The organism is Sphingomonas sp. 66-10, assembly GCF_001897045.1.
In the GTDB taxonomy this organism is placed as follows: Bacteria; Pseudomonadota; Alphaproteobacteria; order Sphingomonadales; family Sphingomonadaceae; genus Sphingomonas; species Sphingomonas lycopersici.
Genome location: NZ_MKRR01000135.1, coordinates 78,861 through 97,323, shown reverse-complemented (window position 1 = coordinate 97,323; position 18,463 = coordinate 78,861). Strand labels below are relative to the sequence as shown.

At 67.4% G+C, this 18,463-nt stretch carries 22 protein-coding genes; 10 read left to right on the top strand and 12 right to left on the bottom strand.

From position 1 onward, the window contains the following. Positions 1 to 296: TSUP family transporter (locus BGN95_RS17335; protein ID WP_502688310.1), on the bottom strand; the 296-nt coding region annotated here is incomplete at its 3' end. Positions 297 to 420: 124 nt separating this feature from the next. Between BGN95_RS17335 and epsC the strand changes: the two genes are divergently transcribed. Together epsC and BGN95_RS17325 are read left to right on the top strand one after the other, a co-directional pair. Continuing rightward, positions 421 to 1,119 (top strand): serine O-acetyltransferase EpsC, encoded by a 699-nt coding sequence (epsC, locus tag BGN95_RS17330; protein WP_286773474.1) that lies wholly within the window; start codon positions 421 to 423, stop codon positions 1,117 to 1,119. Beyond that, positions 1,119 to 1,460: a DUF2794 domain-containing protein gene (locus tag BGN95_RS17325; RefSeq protein WP_179511920.1), complete on the top strand. Its 342-nt coding sequence runs from the start codon at positions 1,119 to 1,121 to the stop codon at positions 1,458 to 1,460. The genes epsC and BGN95_RS17325 overlap by 1 nt, the downstream gene beginning before the upstream one ends. Before the next feature lie 498 nt (positions 1,461 to 1,958). Here the strand turns inward: BGN95_RS17325 and BGN95_RS17320 are convergent, their stop codons facing one another. The 9 genes from BGN95_RS17320 to BGN95_RS17280 form a co-directional block, all read right to left on the bottom strand. Further along, positions 1,959 to 2,858 (bottom strand): SDR family NAD(P)-dependent oxidoreductase, encoded by a 900-nt coding sequence (locus BGN95_RS17320; protein WP_286773473.1) that lies wholly within the window; start codon positions 2,856 to 2,858, stop codon positions 1,959 to 1,961. A gap of 85 nt (positions 2,859 to 2,943) precedes the next feature. Beyond that, positions 2,944 to 3,333, bottom strand: coding sequence for a hypothetical protein (locus tag BGN95_RS17315; protein ID WP_179511918.1), 390 nt, complete (start codon positions 3,331 to 3,333; stop codon positions 2,944 to 2,946). A 114-nt stretch (positions 3,334 to 3,447) separates the two neighbouring features. Next, positions 3,448 to 4,140: a phosphate regulon transcriptional regulator PhoB gene (gene phoB, locus BGN95_RS17310; RefSeq protein ID WP_179511917.1), complete on the bottom strand. Its 693-nt coding sequence runs from the start codon at positions 4,138 to 4,140 to the stop codon at positions 3,448 to 3,450. Next, complete coding sequence (gene phoU / locus BGN95_RS17305) at positions 4,140 to 4,832, bottom strand: phosphate signaling complex protein PhoU (RefSeq protein ID WP_179511916.1); 693 nt, start codon at positions 4,830 to 4,832, stop codon at positions 4,140 to 4,142. Before phoU ends, phoB begins: the two co-directional genes overlap by 1 nt. 11 nt (positions 4,833 to 4,843) lie before the next feature. After that, on the bottom strand, positions 4,844 to 5,590 hold the full coding sequence (gene pstB, locus BGN95_RS17300) for a phosphate ABC transporter ATP-binding protein PstB (RefSeq protein ID WP_265269013.1): 747 nt from the start codon (positions 5,588 to 5,590) through the stop codon (positions 4,844 to 4,846). A 23-nt stretch (positions 5,591 to 5,613) separates the two neighbouring features. Continuing rightward, the gene (gene pstA, locus BGN95_RS17295) at positions 5,614 to 6,819 is read right to left on the bottom strand and encodes a phosphate ABC transporter permease PstA (protein ID WP_265268987.1); all 1,206 of its coding nucleotides are present in this window, start codon (positions 6,817 to 6,819) and stop codon (positions 5,614 to 5,616) included. Then, on the bottom strand, positions 6,812 to 8,188 hold the full coding sequence (gene pstC, locus BGN95_RS17290) for a phosphate ABC transporter permease subunit PstC (RefSeq protein ID WP_286773472.1): 1,377 nt from the start codon (positions 8,186 to 8,188) through the stop codon (positions 6,812 to 6,814). Before pstC ends, pstA begins: the two co-directional genes overlap by 8 nt. A gap of 127 nt (positions 8,189 to 8,315) precedes the next feature. Further along, the gene (locus tag BGN95_RS17285; RefSeq protein WP_286773471.1) at positions 8,316 to 9,362 is read right to left on the bottom strand and encodes a substrate-binding domain-containing protein; all 1,047 of its coding nucleotides are present in this window, start codon (positions 9,360 to 9,362) and stop codon (positions 8,316 to 8,318) included. A 62-nt stretch (positions 9,363 to 9,424) separates the two neighbouring features. Then, positions 9,425 to 10,651 carry an ATP-binding protein gene (locus BGN95_RS17280; RefSeq protein WP_265268990.1) on the bottom strand — a complete coding sequence of 409 codons (1,227 nt, stop codon included), beginning with the start codon at positions 10,649 to 10,651 and terminating at the stop codon, positions 9,425 to 9,427. Positions 10,652 to 10,895: 244 nt separating this feature from the next. Here BGN95_RS17280 and BGN95_RS17275 point away from each other — a divergent pair, with 244 nt between their 5' ends. From BGN95_RS17275 to BGN95_RS17260, 4 genes are read left to right on the top strand one after another with little or no spacing between them, the layout of a single operon-like run. Further along, on the top strand, positions 10,896 to 11,294 hold the full coding sequence (locus BGN95_RS17275; RefSeq protein WP_179511913.1) for a hypothetical protein: 399 nt from the start codon (positions 10,896 to 10,898) through the stop codon (positions 11,292 to 11,294). Between the two features lie 6 nt (positions 11,295 to 11,300). After that, on the top strand, positions 11,301 to 11,564 hold the full coding sequence (locus BGN95_RS17270) for an HPr-rel-A system PqqD family peptide chaperone (protein WP_265268991.1): 264 nt from the start codon (positions 11,301 to 11,303) through the stop codon (positions 11,562 to 11,564). Beyond that, entirely contained in the window at positions 11,561 to 12,412 is an 852-nt protein-coding gene (locus tag BGN95_RS17265) for an HprK-related kinase A (RefSeq protein ID WP_286773470.1), read from the top strand. The genes BGN95_RS17270 and BGN95_RS17265 overlap by 4 nt, the downstream gene beginning before the upstream one ends. Continuing rightward, the gene (locus tag BGN95_RS17260) at positions 12,409 to 13,431 is read left to right on the top strand and encodes a nucleotidyltransferase domain-containing protein (RefSeq protein ID WP_286773469.1); all 1,023 of its coding nucleotides are present in this window, start codon (positions 12,409 to 12,411) and stop codon (positions 13,429 to 13,431) included. The genes BGN95_RS17265 and BGN95_RS17260 overlap by 4 nt, the downstream gene beginning before the upstream one ends. On the opposite strand, the gene BGN95_RS17255 is transcribed toward BGN95_RS17260, so the two are convergent. Together BGN95_RS17255 and BGN95_RS17250 are read right to left on the bottom strand one after the other, a co-directional pair. Then, the gene (locus BGN95_RS17255; protein ID WP_265268994.1) at positions 13,397 to 13,759 is read right to left on the bottom strand and encodes a VanZ family protein; all 363 of its coding nucleotides are present in this window, start codon (positions 13,757 to 13,759) and stop codon (positions 13,397 to 13,399) included. The genes BGN95_RS17260 and BGN95_RS17255 overlap by 35 nt on opposite strands. Then, a complete protein-coding gene (locus tag BGN95_RS17250; RefSeq protein ID WP_286773468.1) occupies positions 13,756 to 14,418 on the bottom strand; it encodes an HAD hydrolase-like protein in 663 nt (220 codons plus the stop codon). The genes BGN95_RS17255 and BGN95_RS17250 overlap by 4 nt, the downstream gene beginning before the upstream one ends. A 62-nt stretch (positions 14,419 to 14,480) precedes the next feature. On the opposite strand from BGN95_RS17250, the gene glmU reads away from it, so the two are divergent. From glmU to glmS, 4 genes are all read left to right on the top strand, one after another. Continuing rightward, positions 14,481 to 15,845, top strand: coding sequence for a bifunctional UDP-N-acetylglucosamine diphosphorylase/glucosamine-1-phosphate N-acetyltransferase GlmU (glmU, locus tag BGN95_RS17245; RefSeq protein WP_286773467.1), 1,365 nt, complete (start codon positions 14,481 to 14,483; stop codon positions 15,843 to 15,845). A 147-nt stretch (positions 15,846 to 15,992) separates the two neighbouring features. After that, positions 15,993 to 16,217, top strand: coding sequence for a ribbon-helix-helix protein, CopG family (locus BGN95_RS17240; RefSeq protein ID WP_218850069.1), 225 nt, complete (start codon positions 15,993 to 15,995; stop codon positions 16,215 to 16,217). Between the two features lie 5 nt (positions 16,218 to 16,222). Continuing rightward, the gene (locus BGN95_RS17235) at positions 16,223 to 16,588 is read left to right on the top strand and encodes a type II toxin-antitoxin system VapC family toxin (RefSeq protein WP_179511906.1); all 366 of its coding nucleotides are present in this window, start codon (positions 16,223 to 16,225) and stop codon (positions 16,586 to 16,588) included. 16 nt (positions 16,589 to 16,604) lie between these two features. Beyond that, entirely contained in the window at positions 16,605 to 18,428 is a 1,824-nt protein-coding gene (glmS, locus tag BGN95_RS17230; protein ID WP_265312239.1) for a glutamine--fructose-6-phosphate transaminase (isomerizing), read from the top strand. Positions 18,429 to 18,463: the final 35 nt, after the last annotated feature.

The following is an 18,463-nucleotide window of genomic DNA, read 5'->3' as shown; positions in this document are numbered from 1 at the left end:
AGCAGATAGGCGCCGCTCACCCCGCCGATGATCCCCGGGATCAGCAGCCGCAGGAACAGCACGCGATCGATATTGCCGTGGATCAGGTGGCTGATCCCCGACACCGCGGTGGTGAAGGTCTCGACGATATGGATGTTGGCCGATGCCCGTGCCGGCGCCATCCCGACCACCGCGACGAGCAAGGTGTTGCAAATAATGCCGAACGCCATGCCGAGCGCGCCGTCGACAAGCTGTGCCGCGAAACCGACGAGGATGAAGGGCAGCAACGCTTCCGCGCCGACAATGGATAGCTCCAAACTAATCTCTCCCATTTTGATAGGGATAACATAGAAACGTGGCGGCAGGTTGCATGATCGGCACGATGCTGGAAATCGCGTGGGGAAAGACTTAGATTACGGAGCTTCTAGGGGATCTCACGTAATGGCGCGATTGACGGATTATCTCGATTCGATCCGGGCACGCGATCCCGCACCGCATTCGCGGGCGGAAATCCTGCTCTATCCGGGCGTCTGGGCGCTGGCATGGCATCGCGTCGCGCACCGGCTTTACCGCGCGCGGCTGTTCCTGCTCGCGCGGATGGTCAACCATATGTCGCGCTTCCTGACCGCGATCGACATTCACCCCGGCGCCAAGATCGGGCGCAACTTCTTCATCGACCACGGCTTCGTGGTGATCGGCGAAACCGCCGAGATCGGCGACAATGTGACGATCTACCAATGCGTCACCTTGGGCGGGACGAGCCCCGACAATGGCGTCGCCGGCAAGCGCCACCCGACGATCCTCGACGGCGCGATCATCGGATCGGGTGCGCAGGTGCTCGGGCCGATCACGATCGGGCGCGGCTCGCGGGTCGGTGCCAATGCGGTGGTGACCAAGGACGTGGCGGAGGGCGCGGTGATGGTCGGCATCCCGGCGCGCCCGACGATGGTGGAGGGCGGGCACGCGCCCGAGCCCAAGTTCGTCCCTTACGGCACGCCGTGCAGCGAGGTCTTCGACCCGGCGACGCAGAAGGTCGAACTGCTGCGCTGCGAACTCGAGACGATGCGCCGCCGGCTCGACGCACTGATCGCGGAGCAGGGGGAACAGGCGGGGTCTGATCGGGCGGCGACCCGCGCCTGATGGGGGTCGTCACCCCGTTTCCGGCTGCCGGCGGGCGCCCGAGCCAGATCGGCTTCGACCGGCTCGAATTGACGCGGATCCTCGATCTTTACGGGCGGATGGTCGCCGCCGGACATTGGCGCGATTATGCGATCGAGCTGGGGCGTGATGCGGCGATCTTCGCCGCGTTCCGCCGCGCCGCCGAACGCCCCGAATTCCGCATCGAGAAACGCCCCGATCTGCGCAACCGCCAGGGGATGTGGGCCTTGGTCAACGAGGCCGGGATGGTGCTGAAACGCGGGCATGAACTCGGCCCGGTGCTGGCGCCGGTCGAGCGGCGGTTGCTCAAATTGGTTGAGTGAAAACTTTCCCCTCCCTTGTTCAAGGGGACGGTGCTGGGTTTGGCTTACGAGAAGCGGGCCGGCAACCCTCTAATAAAAACTAGAACAAATAAAACATAATGAAAACAGGCGGGAGCGTGGCAAACACAGAAACGTACATCTTTTTTCTTATGAAATAAAACCCGATCATTGGGTACGTGCAGAATAACAGCAATAATCCTAGATGTGGATATGTGGCATATAGCGGAAGCGGCCAGCTATTCCGGACAATACACCAAGAAAAGCGATAGCCGCCTGCGCTGCCACCAGGAATATCGCGACTACTCTCGCGACATGATTATTATTAAAGTTTTGTCGCATTTGCTGTCTGAATCTGGATATTGTGGAGACAGTTTCAGCCCTAAGCGCGTCTGCCGAGGCGCCATCGTAGCAGCGCGGACGCCTCCTAATTTTCCTAGAGAAACCACCCACCCCCGGGCCCTCCCTTGTTCAAGGGAGGGGCGCGCGGGCGGGCGAAGATCAGCCCCCAGCGAGCTTCTTGCCGATCAGCATCGATTGCGCCGCGCCCGATTCCGGGACGATCTCGCCGGTGCGGTTGGTGATCTCGGCCCAATATTTCTGCACGCCCTCCGGCGACAGATCCTCGCCGGTCAGCAATTTACCTTCGGTCAGCGTGACATAGCTCGCCTGGAACACCCCGGCGCCGGCGCCGACGATCTGGTTGGTCGGGGCATCCTCGCTGACCAGGAACAAAGCCGCGGGCACCACCTTTTCCGGCGAGAAGGCCTTGAACGCCTCGGCCGGGAACAGGTCCTCGGTCATCCGCGTGCCGGCGACCGGCGCGATCGTGTTGACCTTGATGTTGTTTTTCGCGCCTTCGAGGTAGAGCGTCTTGGTGAGCCCGGCGAGCCCGAGCTTGGCGGCGCCGTAATTGGCCTGGCCGAAATTGCCGAACAGCCCGGTCGACGAGGCGGTCATCAGGATGCGGCCGTAATTCTGCTCGCGGAAGGTTTCCCAGCATGCCTTGGTGGCGAAGGCCGAGCCGATCAGATGGACCTTGACCACGAATTCGAAATCGGCCGGCTCCATCTTGGCGAAGGTCTTGTCGCGCAACACGCCGGCATTGTTGATCAGGACGTGGACGCCGCCCCATTTCTCCTTCGCGCGGGCGACCATTTCGGCCATCTGCTCATAGTCGATGACGCTGGCGCCATTGGCCATCGCGGTGCCGCCGGCGGCCTCGATCTCAGCGACAACCTTCTGCGCGGCGTCCGACGCGCCGGTGCCGGTGCGATCGCCGCCGAGATCGTTGACCACCACCTTCGCGCCGCGCCGGGCGAGCTCAAGCGCATATTCGCGCCCCAGGCCGCCGCCGGCGCCGGTAACGATCGCGACCTTGTCGTCGAAACGGATGGACATGGAAAAGGCGCTCCTATCGATACGATTGAAGCGCCTTTCCATACTCATCATTCAAACGGGCGCAACCGCCCGTCGAACCCGCCGCTTATTTAGCGGGCGTAGTGGTCTTGGTCGTAGTGGTCGTCACCGTGGTCTTGTGGACCGCTTTCTTGCCGTGATGACGAGCGTGCTTCTTGGCATGCTTGCCGGCAGCGGCGCCCTCGGAGAAGCCGTCGCCGTTGCCGACCTGACGGCAGCCGTCGAACTGGCCCTTCTTGCAGACCGGATAGCTTTCTTTCGCCGGCGGCGGCGGGAAGGCGGTGTTGGGATCGGGCGCCTGCTGGAAACGCACGGTCGAGCCCGGCGCTGGGGTGCCCTGAAGCGCCGGCGCGTTCGGCTGATAGCCGCCCGGGTTCGGAGCGGGGGCGGGCGCCTGGTCTTGTGCCATAGCGGGGGCGGCGATCAGCGCCGCGGCCGCCAGAAGAACGAACTTCATGCGAAAATCTCCTGTCAGGAAACGCTCCGTGCGTCGAACGCACGCCACAGCCCAACGCACGACCCGCCGGTTGGCTCCGTCGTTTCGGTAGCGATTCGACAACGGCACAATTTTTTACCCGCCGGCGTCCAGCGCATAGCCGGCCGAACGGACGGTGCGGATGATATCCTGGCGGCCGCCTTCGTTGATCGCCTTGCGCAGCCGGCGGATATGAACGTCGACGGTGCGGCTCTCGATATCGCTGTCGTGGCCCCACACGCTGTCGAGCAGCCGCTCGCGCGAAAAGACGTGGCCGGGATGCTCCAGGAAATGCTTGAGCAGGCGGAATTCGGTCGGGCCGAGCGGGATGATCTGCCCGCCGCGGCGCACCTTATGCCCCACCGTATCCATCTCCAGATCGGCATAGCTCAGCGCCTCGCCGGCGAGCGCCGGGCGCACGCGGCGCAGCACCGCGCCGACCCGCGCGACCAACTCGCGCGGGGAAAAGGGCTTGGTGACATAATCGTCCGCGCCCGTCTCCAGCCCGCGCACGCGATCCTCTTCCTCGCCGCGCGCGGTGAGCATGATGATCGGCACGTTCTGGGTATCGGCGGCGCGGCGCAGGCGGCGGCACACCTCGATCCCCGAAATGCCCTCGACCATCCAGTCGAGCAGGACGATATCGGGCACCTTCTCCTTGGCGAGCAGCAATGCTTCCTCGCCGTCGATGGTATGCGCGACGTCGAAATCCTCGCGCTTGAAATGCCAGATCAGCAATTCGGCGAGGCTGGCGTCGTCCTCGACCAGAAGCATGCGGGCTCGGGGCATCAGTGGGTTACCCTTTCTCGATCAGCCAACCGGGTGCCGGTGGCGGCAAAATACACCATTTCGGCGACATTCGTTGCATGGTCGCCGATACGTTCCAGATTCTTGGCCACGAACAGCAGGTGCGCGACCTGGCTGATCGTGCGCGGGTTCTCGACCATATAGGTCACGAGGGTACGGAAGATGCTGTCATAGAAATCGTCGAGCGCATCGTCGCGCTCATAGACGGCGAGCGCCTTTTCGGTGTCGCGCGCGGCGAAGGCGTCGAGCACGTCATGGACCATGCCGGAGGCCATCCGTGCCATCGCCGCGATCACCGAGACCGGCTCGATCCGGTCGGCGCCTTCGCCCTCGATCATCGGCACGCGCTTGGCGATGTTCTTGGCATAATCGCCGATCCGCTCGACCACCCCGGCGATCTTGAGCGCGGCGACCACCTCGCGCAGGTCGTTGGCGAGCGGCGCGCGCAGCGCGATGATGCGCACCGCATTGCGCTCCACTTCCAGTTCGAGCGCGTCGAGCGCCTTGTCGCCTTCGCGCACGCGCTGGGCGAGATCGAGGTCGCCGTGCTGCAGTGCGGCGATCGCGTCGGCGATCGCCTGCTCCGCGACGCCGCCCATCTGGCCGATCAGCCCGCGAAGCTCACCGATATCCAGATCGAACGCCTTGACCGTATGTTCCTGCCCGATTGCCATCGCGGTTCCTCTCAGCCGTAGCGGCCGGTGATATAATCTTTGGTGCGCTCCTCGCGCGGGTTGGTGAAGATGTCCGACGTGTCGGCATATTCGATCAGCCGGCCGAGGTGGAAGAAAGCGGTCTTCTGGCTGACGCGCGCGGCCTGCTGCATATTGTGTGTGACGATGACGATCGCGTAGCGGCCGCGCAATTCGTGGATCAGCTCCTCGATCCGCGCGGTGGCGATCGGATCGAGCGCGCTGCACGGCTCGTCCATCAGAATCACCTCGGGCTCGACCGCGATCGCGCGCGCGATGCACAGCCGCTGCTGCTGCCCGCCGGAAAGCGCGGTGCCCGATGTGCCGAGCCGGTCCTTGACCTCGCTCCACAGCCCGGCGCGCGACAGCGCCTCCTCGACGATCCGGTCGAGATCGGCCTTGCCCTTGGCCAGCCCGTGGATACGCGGACCGTAAGCGACATTCTCGTAGATCGACTTGGGGAAGGGGTTGGGCTTCTGGAACACCATCCCGACCCGCGCGCGCAGCTGCACCACGTCCATGTCGCGGGCATAGATATCGGCGCCGTCGAGACGGATCTCGCCCTCCACCCGCGCCGCGGCGACGGTATCGTTCATCCGGTTGAGCGTGCGCAGGAAGGTCGATTTGCCGCAGCCCGAGGGGCCGATGAACGCGGTCACCTCGTCGCGGCGCACGTCGATCGACACGTCGGCGATCGCCTGGTTCGCGCCATAGAAGACGTTGACGTGCCGGGCGGTCATCTTGGGAAGGGTGTCGTCGCGGGTCACCGGCGGGTCTCGAAACGGTTGCGGAGATAGATGGCGAGGCCGTTGAGTGCGAGCAGCAGCGCAAGCAGCACGACGATCGCCGCGGAGGTCTTCTCGACGAAGCCGCGGTTGACCTCGTCGGACCACAGGAACACCTGCACCGGGAGCACCGTCGCCGGATCGCTGAGCTTGGTCGGCGGCGCGGCGATGAAGGCGCGCATCCCGATCAGCAGCAGCGGCGCGGTCTCGCCCAATGCGCGCGCGGTGCCGATGATCGTTCCCGTCAGGATGCCCGGCATCGCCAGCGGCAGGACGTGGTGGAACACCACCTGCACCGGCGAGGCGCCGACGCTGAGCGCCGCATCGCGGATCGACGGCGGCACCGCCTTGATCGCATTGCGCGCGGTAATGACGATCACCGGCATCGTCATCAACGCCAGCGTCAGGGCGCCGACTATTGATGCGGAGCGGGTGAGACCGAAAGTGCCGAGGAAGACCGCCAGCCCGAGCAGCCCGAAGATGATCGAGGGCACCGCGGCGAGATTGTTGATCGAGACCTCGATCAGATCGGTCCAGCGGTTCTTGGGCGCATATTCCTCGAGATAGAGCGCCGCGAGGAGCCCGACCGGGAAAGCGATCGCGATCGTGGCGATGATCGTCAGCAACGACCCCTTGAGCGCCCCCCAGATCCCGACGCGCGTCGGATCGGTCGAATCCGCGCCGGTGAGGAAGGTCATATTGGGCGCGCGCGACAGCCGATCGCCCAGCGCCGCCACCGCGGCTTCGGCCGAAGGCGTGCCCTTGCCCTTGAAAGCGAGGTCGATCGCGCTCGCCGCGGGCACGTCGAGCGTCGCGGGGCGGGTGAGGAGGCCCGGATCGGCCTTCACCGCGTCGCGCACGCGCAGCCAGGCGCCGTCCGACAGCAATGCGGCACCGCCGAGGCGCGGATAGGCGCGGTCGGCGGCGGCATCGACCGCTTGTTCGAGCCCGGCGATCTTGGTTCCCGCAAGATCGAGCGGCAGCGCGATCCGCGTCTCGGTGAAGCCGCCGACGCCGCGCAACAGCATCACTCCGATCAGCATCGCGAGGAACGCCGCCGACAGGCCGACCGCGGCCAGCCCGAGCAGGCGGAAGCGCCGCTCGGCGCGATAGCGCTTCGCGATGCGGCGCTGCATCGGCGCGCCGGACCAATCGGTCGGGGTGGCGGGCGGGCGGCTATTCATACGCCTCGCGATATCGTTTCACGATCACCAGCGCGACGACGTTGAACAACAAGGTGATGACGAACAGGGTAAGCCCGAGCGCGAAGGCAGCGAGCGTCTTGGCGCTGTCGAACGCGGCTTCGCCGGTCAGCAGGTCGACGATCTGCTTGGTGACGGTGGTGGTCGGGGCGAAGGGGTTGAGCGTCAGCGACGCCACCCCGGAAGCGGCCATCACGACGATCATCGTCTCGCCGATCGCGCGGCTGATCGCGAGCAGCACGCCCCCCGCGACGCCCGGCAGCGCGGCGGGAAGCAGGACGCGGCGGATCGTTTCCGAAGGCGTTGCGCCGAGCGCGAGGCTGCCGTCGCGCATCTCGGCGGGGACGGCGGCGAGCGAATCGTCGGCGGTCGAGGAGACGAAGGGGATGATCATGATGCCCATCACCAGCCCCGCGGCGAGCGCGCTTTCGGAGGAGGCGGAGGCGATGCCGAGCGTCGCCCCGAGATCGCGGACCGCGGGGGCGACGGTCAGCGCGGCAAAATAGCCGTAAACGATCGTCGGCACCCCGGCGAGGATCTCGAGCATCGGTTTGACCCGGCGGCGCGTCGCGGGATGCGCATATTGGGTGAGGTAGATCGCGCTCATCAGCCCGAACGGGATCGCGACGAGCATCGCGATCACCGCGCCGATGAAGAAAGTGCCCCAGAACAGCGGCACCGCGCCGAGCGCCGCGCCGGGATCGGCGGGGTCGATCACCTGCGGCGACCAGTGCGTGCCGAACAGGAAATCGCCGATCGGGACGATCGCGAAGAAGCGGGCGCTTTCGATCAGCAGGCTGGCGACGATCCCGAGGGTGGTGAGGATCGCGATCAGCGAGGCGGCGAGCAGCAGCCCCATCACCAGCCGCTCGACCCGCGTCCGCGCGGTGAGCGCCGGGGCGACGCGGAGGAAGGCGAGCATCCCACCGCCCAAAGCGAGCAGCAGCGCGATCGCCGCGGCGATCACGTCGTAGCGCGATTGCGCGGCGGCATAGGCCGGGGCGAGCGCGGTCGACAGCGTATGGAACGCGCCGGTGCCGCGCCCGTGGGAGAGGTGGCGCGCCTCGGAGAGGATCGCGGCGCGCTCGAAGCCGGGCGGCGGCAGCGTGCTCGCCGCCGGGGTCGCCAGCACCGCGTCGGTGACCAAGGCGGGCGAGACGAAGCGCCAGATCAGCAGGAAGGCGAGCGGGGGGAGGATCGTCCACAAGGCGACATAGGCGGCGTGGTGGCCGGGGAGCGACCCGAACCGGCCGGTGCTCGCGAGCCGGAAGCGCACCGCGCGAGCGCGCGCGGTGAACCACCCGATCATGCCGAGCGCGAAGATGAGGAAGATGAGCGTCAGCGGGGACATGCGCTGTCCGCCCGCAGGTAAATGGAGAGCGTAGTGCCCAGCCACCGCTTGTGCTCCCGCGAAGGCGGGAGCCCAGACTGGGTCCCCGCCTTCGCAGGGACACAAAGGGGAGAGCGATGCGCCAGCATCATTGCAGCTCCCGCGGATCGAGCGGCGTTTCGTTGCGGATGATCGCCGCCGAGCGCGCCTGTACCGCATCCGGCGCCGCAATCAGCCCGCGCCGGGCGAGCGGCCCGTTGGCGCCCCAGGCCGCGGCATAATGCGCGAGGAATTGCCGCAGCCCCGGCACCGCGCCGAGATGCGCTTTCTTGACGTAAATGTAGAGCGCGCGCGCGCCGGGATAACTGCCGTCGGCGATCGTGGCGCGGCTCGGCGCCACCCCGGCGATCGGCAACCCTCTGACGGTGGCGGTGTTTTCCTGGAGATAGCTGTAGCCGAACACCCCGATCGCGGTGGGATTGGCGGCGAGCTTCTGGACGATGAGATTGTCGTTTTCCCCCGCATCGACATAGGCGCCGTCGTCGCGCATCCGCTCGCAGCGGACCGCGAAGGCATCGGGGTCGCGCCGGTGCAGCGCGGCGGCGGTCGGATCGACCTGTTCGCAGCCGCGCGCGAGGATCAGCCCGGCGAGCGTATCGCGGGTGCCGCTGGTCGCGGGCGGGCCGTAGACGCGGATCGGCACGTCGGGCAGCGCCGGGTTGACGTCGCGCCACACGCTCGCCCGGTTCGGCTTCCCGCCCGGCGCCGCGGCGAGCGCGCGATAGAGGTCGGCCGGGGTCAGCCTCATGCCCGGCCCCTCGCGCGATTCGGCGAAGGCGACGCCGTCGACGCCGATCTGGATTTCGAGCAGATCGCCGGCGCCGTTGCGCGCGCACAATTCATATTCGCTGCGCTTCATCCGCCGTGAGGCATCGGCGATATCGGCATAGGCCGCGCCGATCCCGCTGCAGAACAACCGCATCCCGCCGCCGGTGCCGGTGGATTCGATCACCGGCGGTCTCGCGCCCGGCGTGTCGGCAAGGAAACGTTCGGCGACGATCGCGGTGAAGGGATAGACGGTCGACGAACCCACCACCTTGATCTGGCCGCGCGCGCCGCCGCCGCCGCCCGCCGCCTGATCTCGACAGGCGGGCAGCAACGCGATGGCGGCAAGCAGCGCGAGGCGGCAAATCATTCTGTCCCCATCGGCCACGCGGAGGCGCAGCCGGTTCCCTCTGCGCCCGTGTGACATTCTTGTTACGATAATATGACAGCCGGATCGGCGGCGCGCAGCATCACCGTTACCCGCGTGCCTTCCCCGACGATGCTGGCGATGTCGAGCCGGCCGCGATGCCGCTCGACGACGTGCTTGACGATCGCGAGTCCGAGCCCGGTCCCGCCGAGCGACCGGCTGCGCCCCGCATCGACGCGATAGAAACGCTCGGTGAGCCGCGGCAGGTGATCCGCCGCGATGCCGTCGCCCTGATCGGCGACCACCAGCCGGACCATCCCGGCGGCGGCGGGGGCGGCCTCGACCCGGATCGGGGTGCCCGGCCGCCCATATTTCATCGCATTGCCGATGAGATTGTGGAGCAATTGCGACAATTGCACCGCATCGCCGGTCAGCATCGGCAGCCCGGGGGTGACGTGAAGCGTGATGTCGCGCCCGCGCCCGTTGTGCGCGCCGGCCAGCGCGGCGGCGACATCGTCGATCAGCTCGCCGAGATCGACCGTATCGCTGGGCGGGCGGAATTTGTCCGCCTCGATCCGCGACAGGCTCATCAGATCCTCGACCAGCCGCTCGATCCGCTTCGCCTCGTCGAGCACGATGCGCAGGAAGCGCGCGCGGATGTCGGGGTCTTCGCCGGCCTCGTCGGCAAGCGTTTCGACATAGCCGATGATCGAGGCGAGCGGGGTGCGCAGCTCGTGGCTGGCGTTGGCGACGAAATCGACACGCATCTTCTCGGCGGCGTGGCTGTCGGTGCGGTCGATCAGCTGGACCAGCCGGCGGTGGCCGTCGAGCGCGCTGGCGCGCATTTCCCAGCGCTGGCTCAGCCCGCCGAGCCCGACCAGCTCGATCGGCGGCTGCGCCTTGCCGTTGGCCAGTTCGGCGAGATAGGCGACCGCCGCGGGATGCCGGATCGCGGTGCGCACGTCCTCGCCCGCGACATGATCGCCGAGCAAGGTGCGTGCCGCGCGGTTGGCGAGCGCGACGCGGGTGCCCTCGATCAGCAGCACCGGCTCGATGATCGCGTCGATCGCGACCTCGATCGCCGGGCCGGGCACCGCCGTCTCGCGCGCCAGCGCGGCGGCTTCCGCCTCGCGCTCCTCGCGCATCTGCGACGCGGCGAGCAACGCGACGAGCCCGCCCGCCAGCGATACGGTCGCGACCTGCCAGTCGCCGGACAGGGCATAAGCCGTCATCGCCGTCACGGCGACGATCCCGGCCGCCAGCCAGCCGCGAGGGGTGATTCCGTCCAGCACAGCCCCGCGTTTAGGGCGGATCGGTGCCCGGCGGAACTCGGCATTTCCTGATCTTTTTAGCGTACGGCAACCCGCATTGTGCTCCCGCGAAGGCGGGAGGCCAGCCTGGGTCCCCGCCTTCGCGGGGACACAGGGGAGGGGGAAAGCATGCGCAGAGAACGCAAATCATATCGTAACGTCCCGTTGCGATACGCTTTCTTTGCCCGGCTTGTCTGCCGGGGCCGATTATGGGACTGACACGGCGATGAGCGACGAGGGCGATACGACAGCGGAGGGCGCGACGCGGCGGCGTGCGCTGATGCTCGGCGCGGCCGGGGCGGCGGCGGTCGTCTCGATCCGCCCGGCGCTGGCGCAGACCGCCGGCTCAGTGCTCGCCTGCGACATCCCGGTGCCCGATCCGAGCCGCGCGGGCGGGTTTATCGACAGCAACGGCAATGTCGTCCCCGCCGGCACCAAGAATGCCTTCGCCCCGCCGCCGCGCCCGCTGAAGGGCGAGGATGTGAAGCGGGCGCTGGCGAGCGGGGGCAATCTGCCCGGCGTGGATTATGAACGCAGCCGGGCCTATCTCAAATATGTCGGCCGGCTGCAGCGCGGCACCGCCGGCTTCACCTGCTTCGCCTCGCTCCAGATGCTGCGGAAGTAAAAAGCGGTGGCCGCGACGCGCTATCGCGCGCCGGTTGCCGAGGGGCTGTGCGTTGCGCCGCTCGACGATCTCGTCGCGATCTATCATCGCGCGTCGGGGCTGACCCATATCGTCGTCGCGCCGGTGCCCGAGCTGCTCGCGGCGATGGCGGGGGAGTGGCGCTCGATCGAGGCGCTGGCGGCGGCGTTCGGGCTTGCCGATGACGAACATGCGGCGCTGATCGAGCGGCTCGACGAACTGGTCGCCGCGGGGCTGGTCGAGGCGCGATGAGACACGTCTTTTCGGTCCGCATCGGCCCGGTGGGGTTTCGCGTCGGGAGCGACTGGCGCGCGCCGGTGGCGGCGCTGCGCACGCTTTACGCGGGCTATCCGACGCCGGAGGACGGGATCGCCGATTACAATGTCCGGCTCTCGGCGACGCGGCCGTGGCGGCGGTTCATCCGCCCCTCGGTGGCGATCGCGGGGGATTATATGCTCCCCGATGCCGCGCCGCTGCCGCTGGCGCACGGGCTGCTCGCCGCCGAAATGGCGATGAACCTGCAACTCGCGCTGGGCGAGCGGCGCTTCCTGCTGCTCCACGCCGCGACGGTCGAGCGCGGCGGGGAAGCGATCGTGCTGACCGGCGAATCGGGGGCGGGGAAATCGACGCTGGCGGCGCTGCTCGCCGCGCGCGGCTGGCGGCTGATGGGGGACGAATTCGCGCTGGTCGATCCCGAGACCGGGCTGGTTCACGCCTTTCCGCGGCTCGTCAGCCTGAAGAACGCGGCGATTGCGGTCGTCCGCGCGGCGTTGCCGGCGGCGCGGTTCGGGCCGCTGATGGCGGGGACGCCGAAGGGCGATATCCGTCACCTCGTCCCCGACGATGCGGCGGTCGCGGCGATGCAGGTGCCGGCGCGCGCGGTGCGGCTGGTGTTCCCGCGCTTCGGCTTCGCGGCCGAGCGCCGCGCGGTGGGGGCCGGCGAGGCGTTCGTGCGGTTGACCCAGGCCTCGACCAATTATGTCGCGTTGGGCGAGCGCGGTTTTGCGGCGATGACCCGCTTCGTCCGTGAAACCCCGGCGATGGCGCTCGACTATCCCGACGCCGACGCCGCGATCGCCGCGATCGAGGCCGAAGGATGAGCGCGCGGCTGCTGTGCCGCCTGCTCGCCGCGCCGGGCGAGGCGCGCGCGCTCGATGCGGCGCAATGGAATGCGGTGATCGCGATCGCGCGCGCCGAGCTGCTGATCGGCACGCTCGCATTCCGGTTGCGCGGGTTGCCGCTGCCGGCCCCGGTCGAGGCGATCCTCGCGGCGGCAATCCTGTCGGCGGAGGAAGGGCGGCGGCAGGCCTTGTGGGAGGCGGTGATGGCGCGGCGCGCGCTTGCCGCGCTCGATTGCCCGGTGATCCTGCTCAAAGGGACGGCGTTCGTCGCCGCCGGGCTCGATGCGGGGCAGGGGCGGCATATCGGCGATCTCGACATCCTCGTCCCGGCGGACATGCTGGCACGGGCGGAGGCGGCATTGCTCGATGCCGGGTGGGAATGGGTGAAATCCGATCCCTATGACGATGCCTATTACCGGCGCTGGATGCACGAGCTGCCACCGCTGATCCACCGCGAGCGCGATCGCATGATCGACGTCCACCATACGATCCTTCCGCCGACCGCGCGTTCCACCCCCGATCCGGCGAAGCTGATCGCCGACGCGGTGCCGCTGGCCGATGGCGTCGCGATGCTGTCGCCCGAGGATGTGGTGATCCATGCCGCGATCCATCTGTTCGCCGATGGCGATCTTTCGGGGGGCCTGCGCAACCTGTGGGATATCGACCGGCTGGTGCGCGAATTCGCCGCGCGCGATGCCGATTATCCTGCGCGGCTCGTCTCCCGTGCGGCCGAGCATCAGGCGTCGCGGGCGGTCGCGCGCGCGTTGCGGCTGGCGGCGGCGCTGTTCGATACGCCAATCCCGCCGCAACCCGCCGAGCCGCTGTTCGACGCCGCCGCGCGCCGCCGCCTGCTGGCGCGCGACGGCTGGGGGCGCGGGACGCGGCCGGCGACGCGGCTCGCCTTTTACGTCAGGTCACATTGGCTGCGGATGCCGCCGGCGATGCTCGCGCGGCATCTGTGGATCAAAATGTGGCGTCGTTCCGGACATGCCGGATGATCGCCACGACGATGATCACCGCAAGGATCGCCGCGGTATCGGCGACCCAGTCGAAGATATCGCAATCGCGGTGCAGCGCGGGGATCGACTGCGCCACCTCGATCAGCGCGCCGACGAACGACAGCCGCTCGGCGATGCGCAGCAGCGGGGTGTGCGGGTAACCGAGCACCGCGAACATCGTGATCGTCGCGAAGGCAGCCATATGCTGCCATTTGTCGCTGACGTTCACCAGCGTCGGCGGGTGCGGCAGCAGCGCCATCGTGATGGCGAAGGACAATGCGACCGCAAGCAACAGTCGCCAGATCGTCAGGCGTTCCTGGTAAGTCATAATGTCTCGAGGGTCGGGATCAGTTCGTCGAAATGGTCGATCACGGCGTCGGCGCCGAGTTGGTCGACCGGCTTGGTGAGGAACCCGAACGCACAGGCCACGGCGGGTATCCCCGCGGCCTGCGCGGCGTCGACGTCGAAATGCGAATCGCCGACGAACGCCGCGCGGCCGCCGTCGTCCAGACCCCCGCATTGCGCGATCATCGTCTCGATCGGCAGCGGGGAGGGCTTGCCCGCGCCGCCGATGATCGTCGTGAAGCGCGCGGTGAGGCCGAGCGTATCGAGCAGCGGGCGGGTCAGCGCCTCCGCCTTGTTGGTGACCACCGCGATCTTCACGTCGCGCGCCGCCAATTCGTCGAGCATCGCCACCGCGCCGGGAAAAGGGATCGTATGGTCCGCGATATGTGCCGCGTAAAAGTCGATCATCACCGCATTGAGCCGGTCGAGCAGCGCCTCGTCATATCCGCCGGTCGCCGCCAGCGCCAGCGACATCATCCGCCGCCCGCCCCCGCCGATCATCGAACGCAGGTCGTCGAACGCCAGCGGCGCGCGCCCGTCAGCCGCGAGGGCGTGGTTGACCGCCGCGGTCAGGTCGGCGCTGGTATCGAGCAACGTGCCGTCGAGATCGAACCCGACGATCGTGAACGGAAAAACATGCATCGGTCATGCGCCAGACAGCAGCGCTCTGGAAATGGCAAGCATCCAATGCGAAAGCGTCTTTTATGAACGACAAACCGTCTGCCGCTCCGATCGCCGCCATCGTCCTCGCCGCGGGCAAGGGCACGCGGATGAAGTCCGATCTGCACAAAGTGCTCCATCCGCTCGCCGGGCGGCCGATGCTGCTGCATCTGCTGGACAATGTTGCGGCACTGGCGCCGGCACGCACCGTGGTGGTGGTCGGTGCCGGGCGGGCGCAGGTCGAGGCGGCGGTTGCCCCGCTCGGCGCGGAGGTGGTGCATCAGACGGAACAGCTCGGCACCGCGCATGCGGTGCGCCAGGCGGAGACGGCGCTGGGCGGGTTCGCGGGCGATGTGCTTGTTCTCTATGGCGATGTGCCGCTGATCGGGACGGCGACGATGCGCGAGATGCTCGATCGGCTCCACGCCGCCGACCGCCCCGCCGCGGTCGTACTCGGCTTCCGGCCGCTCGATCCCGCGGCTTATGGCCGGATCGTCGCCGGCCCCGACGGGCGGATCGTCAAGATGGTCGAATATAAGGATGCGACGCCTGAAGAACGCGCTGTAAATCTTTGTAACTCGGGCCTGATGGCGGTGCGCGGCGAGGATCTGTTCGCGCTGCTCGCGCGAGTCGGCAACGACAATGCGGCGGGCGAATTCTATCTTCCCGATATCGTGATGCTCGCCGCTGCCGACGGGCGCGCGTCGGCGGTGATCGAGACGGGCGAGGCCGAGGTCGCCGGGGTCAACAGCCGCGCCGAACTCGCGACGGTGGAGCGGGCGTGGCAGGATCGCCGCCGCGCCGAGGCGATGGCCGACGGCGCGACACTGATCGCGCCCGAGACGGTGTGGTTCGCTTACGATACCAAGGTCGGCCGCGATGTGACGATCGAACCCAATGTGGTGTTCGGCCCCGGGGTGACGATCGCCGACGGCGCGATCATCCACGCCTTCAGCCATCTCGAGGGCGCCAGCGTCGGCGCGGGCTGTTCGGTCGGCCCCTATGCGCGGCTCCGCCCCGGCGCGGTGATGGAGGCCAAATCGCGGGTCGGCAATTTCGTCGAGATGAAGAAAGCGGTGCTCGGCGAGGGCGCCAAGGCCAACCATCTGACCTATCTCGGCGATGCCGAGATAGGCGCCGGTGCCAATATCGGTGCGGGCACGATTACATGCAATTACGACGGTTTCTTCAAATATAAGACCAAGATCGGCGCGGGGGCGTTCATCGGCTCCAATTCGGCGCTGGTCGCCCCGGTGACGATCGGGGACGGCGCGATCGTTGGCGCCGGCTCGGTAGTGACGCGGGAGGTGAGCGCCGACGCGCTCGCGCTCGTCCGCCCGGCGCAGGAAGAAAAGCCGGGCTGGGCCGCGCGCTTCCGCGAGAAGATGATCGCGCGGAAGAAAGGTTGAAATGATATCGCGATATGATATCTAGATATCATACCTGCCCCGTTCGGGCTGGGCTTGTCGAAGCCCTGCATTTCCTTCCGATGAAGAGGTGCAGCCCTTCGACAAGCTCAGAGCGAACGGAGATTGAGTCGATAAGTTACGGTAATCATGCGCACTTTAGTCGACATTCCTGATGAGGATATCGAATGGCTCGATCGCCGCGCGGCCGAGCAGGGCAAGTCGCGCGCTGCGCTGGTGCGCGAGGCGGTGGCCGCGTTTCGTGCCGAGGTCGGGGGCGATTGGATCGCGCGCGGGGCAGGCTATTGGCGTGCGCGGCGCGATATCGGCGATGCGGTCGACTATCAGCGCGCGATGCGTGACGATCGCGGCTGACCGGCGTGTCCGACCCGTTCTTCGACACCAATATCCTGGTCGACTGGCTGTTCGGCCGCGCCGAGGCGATCGGCGAGCTCGGGCGCTATTCGCGGCATCGCATCAGCCGCATCGTCTGGACCGAATTGCTCGCTGGCGAGCCCCCGGAGACGCGCAGCGAGATCCAGGCGCTGCTCCAGCCGTTCGAGGTGGTGGAAATCGACCAGCGCATCGCCAGATTGGCGGCGGACATCCGTCAGCGGATGCGGATGACCTTGCTCGATGCCTTCATCCTGGCGACGGCGCAGGTTAATGGGGCGATCCTGGTAACGCGTAATACCAAAGACTTTCCGGCGACGATGCCGGGGGTCCGCATTCCCTACACACTCTAGATGATCGAGGCGTTTCATGTGCGGCATCGTAGGCATTCTGGGCAAGGAAGACGTGGCGGAGCGATTGCTCGACGGGCTGCGGCGGCTGGAATATCGCGGCTATGATTCCGCCGGGGTCGCCACCGTTCACGACGGGGTGATCGATCGTCGCCGCGCCTCGGGGAAACTGGTCAATCTGGCGCGCGAGCTTGCCGCCAATCCGCTGCCCGGCACGGTCGGGATCGCGCATACCCGCTGGGCGACCCACGGCGGCCCGACGACCAACAATGCGCACCCGCACGCGACCGATCACGTCGCAGTGGTCCACAATGGAATTATCGAGAATTTCAAGTCGTTGCGCGAGGAACTTATCGCGCGCGGTCGGGTCTTCACCAGTGAGACCGATACCGAGGTGGTTGCGCATCTGGTGAGCGAGAAGGTCGAGGCGGGGCTCGCCCCGGCCGAGGCGGTGCGCGAAATCCTGCCGCGGCTCCACGGCGCCTTTGCGCTGGCGATCCTGTTCCGCGATTACCCCGACATGCTGATCGGCGCGCGGCTCGGCTCGCCGTTGGTGGTGGGCTATGGCGACGGCGAGACCTATCTTGGCTCCGACGCGCTGGCGCTGGCGCCGCTGACCCAGCGGATCGCCTATCTCGAGGAGGGCGATTGGGTCATCTGCACCCGCGACAGCGCCGAGGTGTTCGATCGCGACAATACCCCCGTCGAGCGCGCGGTGACGATCTCCGGGGTGACCGGGGCGCTGATCGACAAGGGCAACCACCGTCATTTCATGCAGAAGGAGATTTACGAGCAGCCGATCGTCGTCGCCCAGACGCTGCGCGCCTATCTCCAGCGGATGGAGGATCGCGTCACGCTGCCGATCCCCGATTACGATCTGTCGTCGATCAAGCGCGTGACGATCGTCGCCTGCGGCACGAGCTTCTACGCCGGGATGGTCGCCAAATATTGGTTCGAGCAATTCGCGCGGGTGCCGGTCGACCTCGATGTCGCATCCGAATTCCGCTATCGCACGCCGGTAATGGAGCCGGGCGGGCTGATGATCGTCATCAGCCAATCAGGCGAGACCGCGGATACGCTCGCCGCGCTGCGCCACGCGCGCAGCGAGGGGCAGACGATCGCCGCGGTGGTCAATGTCCCGACGAGCACGATGGCGCGCGAGGCAGACCTGCTGCTCCCCACCCACGCCGGGCCGGAGATCGGGGTCGCCTCGACCAAGGCGTTCACCTGTCAGCTCGCGGTGCTCGCCGCGCTTGCCGCCAATCTCGCGCGCGCCAAGGGCAGATTGACCCCGGCGGATGAGAAGGCGATCGTCAAGCATCTGGCGCAGGCGCCGGCGGCGCTCAACGCCGCGCTCGCTTATGACGAGGCGATCGAGGCGATGGCCGGCGCGGTCGCGGGGGCGCGCGACGTGCTTTATCTTGGCCGCGGAACGGACTATCCGCTGGCGCTGGAGGGCGCGTTAAAGCTCAAGGAAATCAGCTATATCCACGCCGAAGGTTATGCGGCGGGGGAGATGAAGCACGGCCCGATCGCGCTGATCGACGAGAATGTCCCGGTGATCGTCATCGCGCCGAGCGGGCCGCTGTTCGACAAGACCGTCAGCAACATGCAGGAAGTGCAGGCGCGCGGCGGCAAGGTGGTGCTGATCAGCGACTATGACGGGGTCGAGGCGGCGGGCGAGGGGTGCCTCGCGACGATCACGATGCCCAAGGTCCACCCGCTGATCGCGCCTTTGGTCTATGCCGTGCCGGTGCAATTGCTCGCCTATCACGTCGCGGTGGCCAAGGGCACCGATGTCGATCAGCCGCGCAACCTGGCGAAATCGGTGACGGTGGAGTGATCCCTTCTCGTCATTCCCGCGAAGGCGGGAATCCA

Coding starts and splice junctions, on each gene's coding strand:
- BGN95_RS17255 (WP_265268994.1), bottom strand. CDS start 13,759: ATGACTTACCAGGAACGCCTGACGATCTGGCGACTGTTGCTTGCGGTC.
- BGN95_RS17260 (WP_286773469.1), top strand. CDS start 12,409: ATGAGCGCGCGGCTGCTGTGCCGCCTGCTCGCCGCGCCGGGCGAGGCG.
- BGN95_RS17325 (WP_179511920.1), top strand. CDS start 1,119: ATGGGGGTCGTCACCCCGTTTCCGGCTGCCGGCGGGCGCCCGAGCCAG.
- BGN95_RS17285 (WP_286773471.1), bottom strand. CDS start 9,362: ATGATTTGCCGCCTCGCGCTGCTTGCCGCCATCGCGTTGCTGCCCGCC.
- pstB (WP_265269013.1), bottom strand. CDS start 5,590: ATGACCGCCCGGCACGTCAACGTCTTCTATGGCGCGAACCAGGCGATC.
- BGN95_RS17315 (WP_179511918.1), bottom strand. CDS start 3,333: ATGAAGTTCGTTCTTCTGGCGGCCGCGGCGCTGATCGCCGCCCCCGCT.
- phoU (WP_179511916.1), bottom strand. CDS start 4,832: ATGGCAATCGGGCAGGAACATACGGTCAAGGCGTTCGATCTGGATATC.
- BGN95_RS17240 (WP_218850069.1), top strand. CDS start 15,993: ATGCGCACTTTAGTCGACATTCCTGATGAGGATATCGAATGGCTCGAT.
- BGN95_RS17275 (WP_179511913.1), top strand. CDS start 10,896: ATGAGCGACGAGGGCGATACGACAGCGGAGGGCGCGACGCGGCGGCGT.
- epsC (WP_286773474.1), top strand. CDS start 421: ATGGCGCGATTGACGGATTATCTCGATTCGATCCGGGCACGCGATCCC.
- BGN95_RS17250 (WP_286773468.1), bottom strand. CDS start 14,418: ATGCATGTTTTTCCGTTCACGATCGTCGGGTTCGATCTCGACGGCACG.
- pstC (WP_286773472.1), bottom strand. CDS start 8,188: ATGTCCCCGCTGACGCTCATCTTCCTCATCTTCGCGCTCGGCATGATC.
- BGN95_RS17320 (WP_286773473.1), bottom strand. CDS start 2,858: ATGTCCATCCGTTTCGACGACAAGGTCGCGATCGTTACCGGCGCCGGC.
- glmU (WP_286773467.1), top strand. CDS start 14,481: ATGAACGACAAACCGTCTGCCGCTCCGATCGCCGCCATCGTCCTCGCC.
- BGN95_RS17265 (WP_286773470.1), top strand. CDS start 11,561: ATGAGACACGTCTTTTCGGTCCGCATCGGCCCGGTGGGGTTTCGCGTC.
- glmS (WP_265312239.1), top strand. CDS start 16,605: ATGTGCGGCATCGTAGGCATTCTGGGCAAGGAAGACGTGGCGGAGCGA.
- phoB (WP_179511917.1), bottom strand. CDS start 4,140: ATGCCCCGAGCCCGCATGCTTCTGGTCGAGGACGACGCCAGCCTCGCC.
- pstA (WP_265268987.1), bottom strand. CDS start 6,819: ATGAATAGCCGCCCGCCCGCCACCCCGACCGATTGGTCCGGCGCGCCG.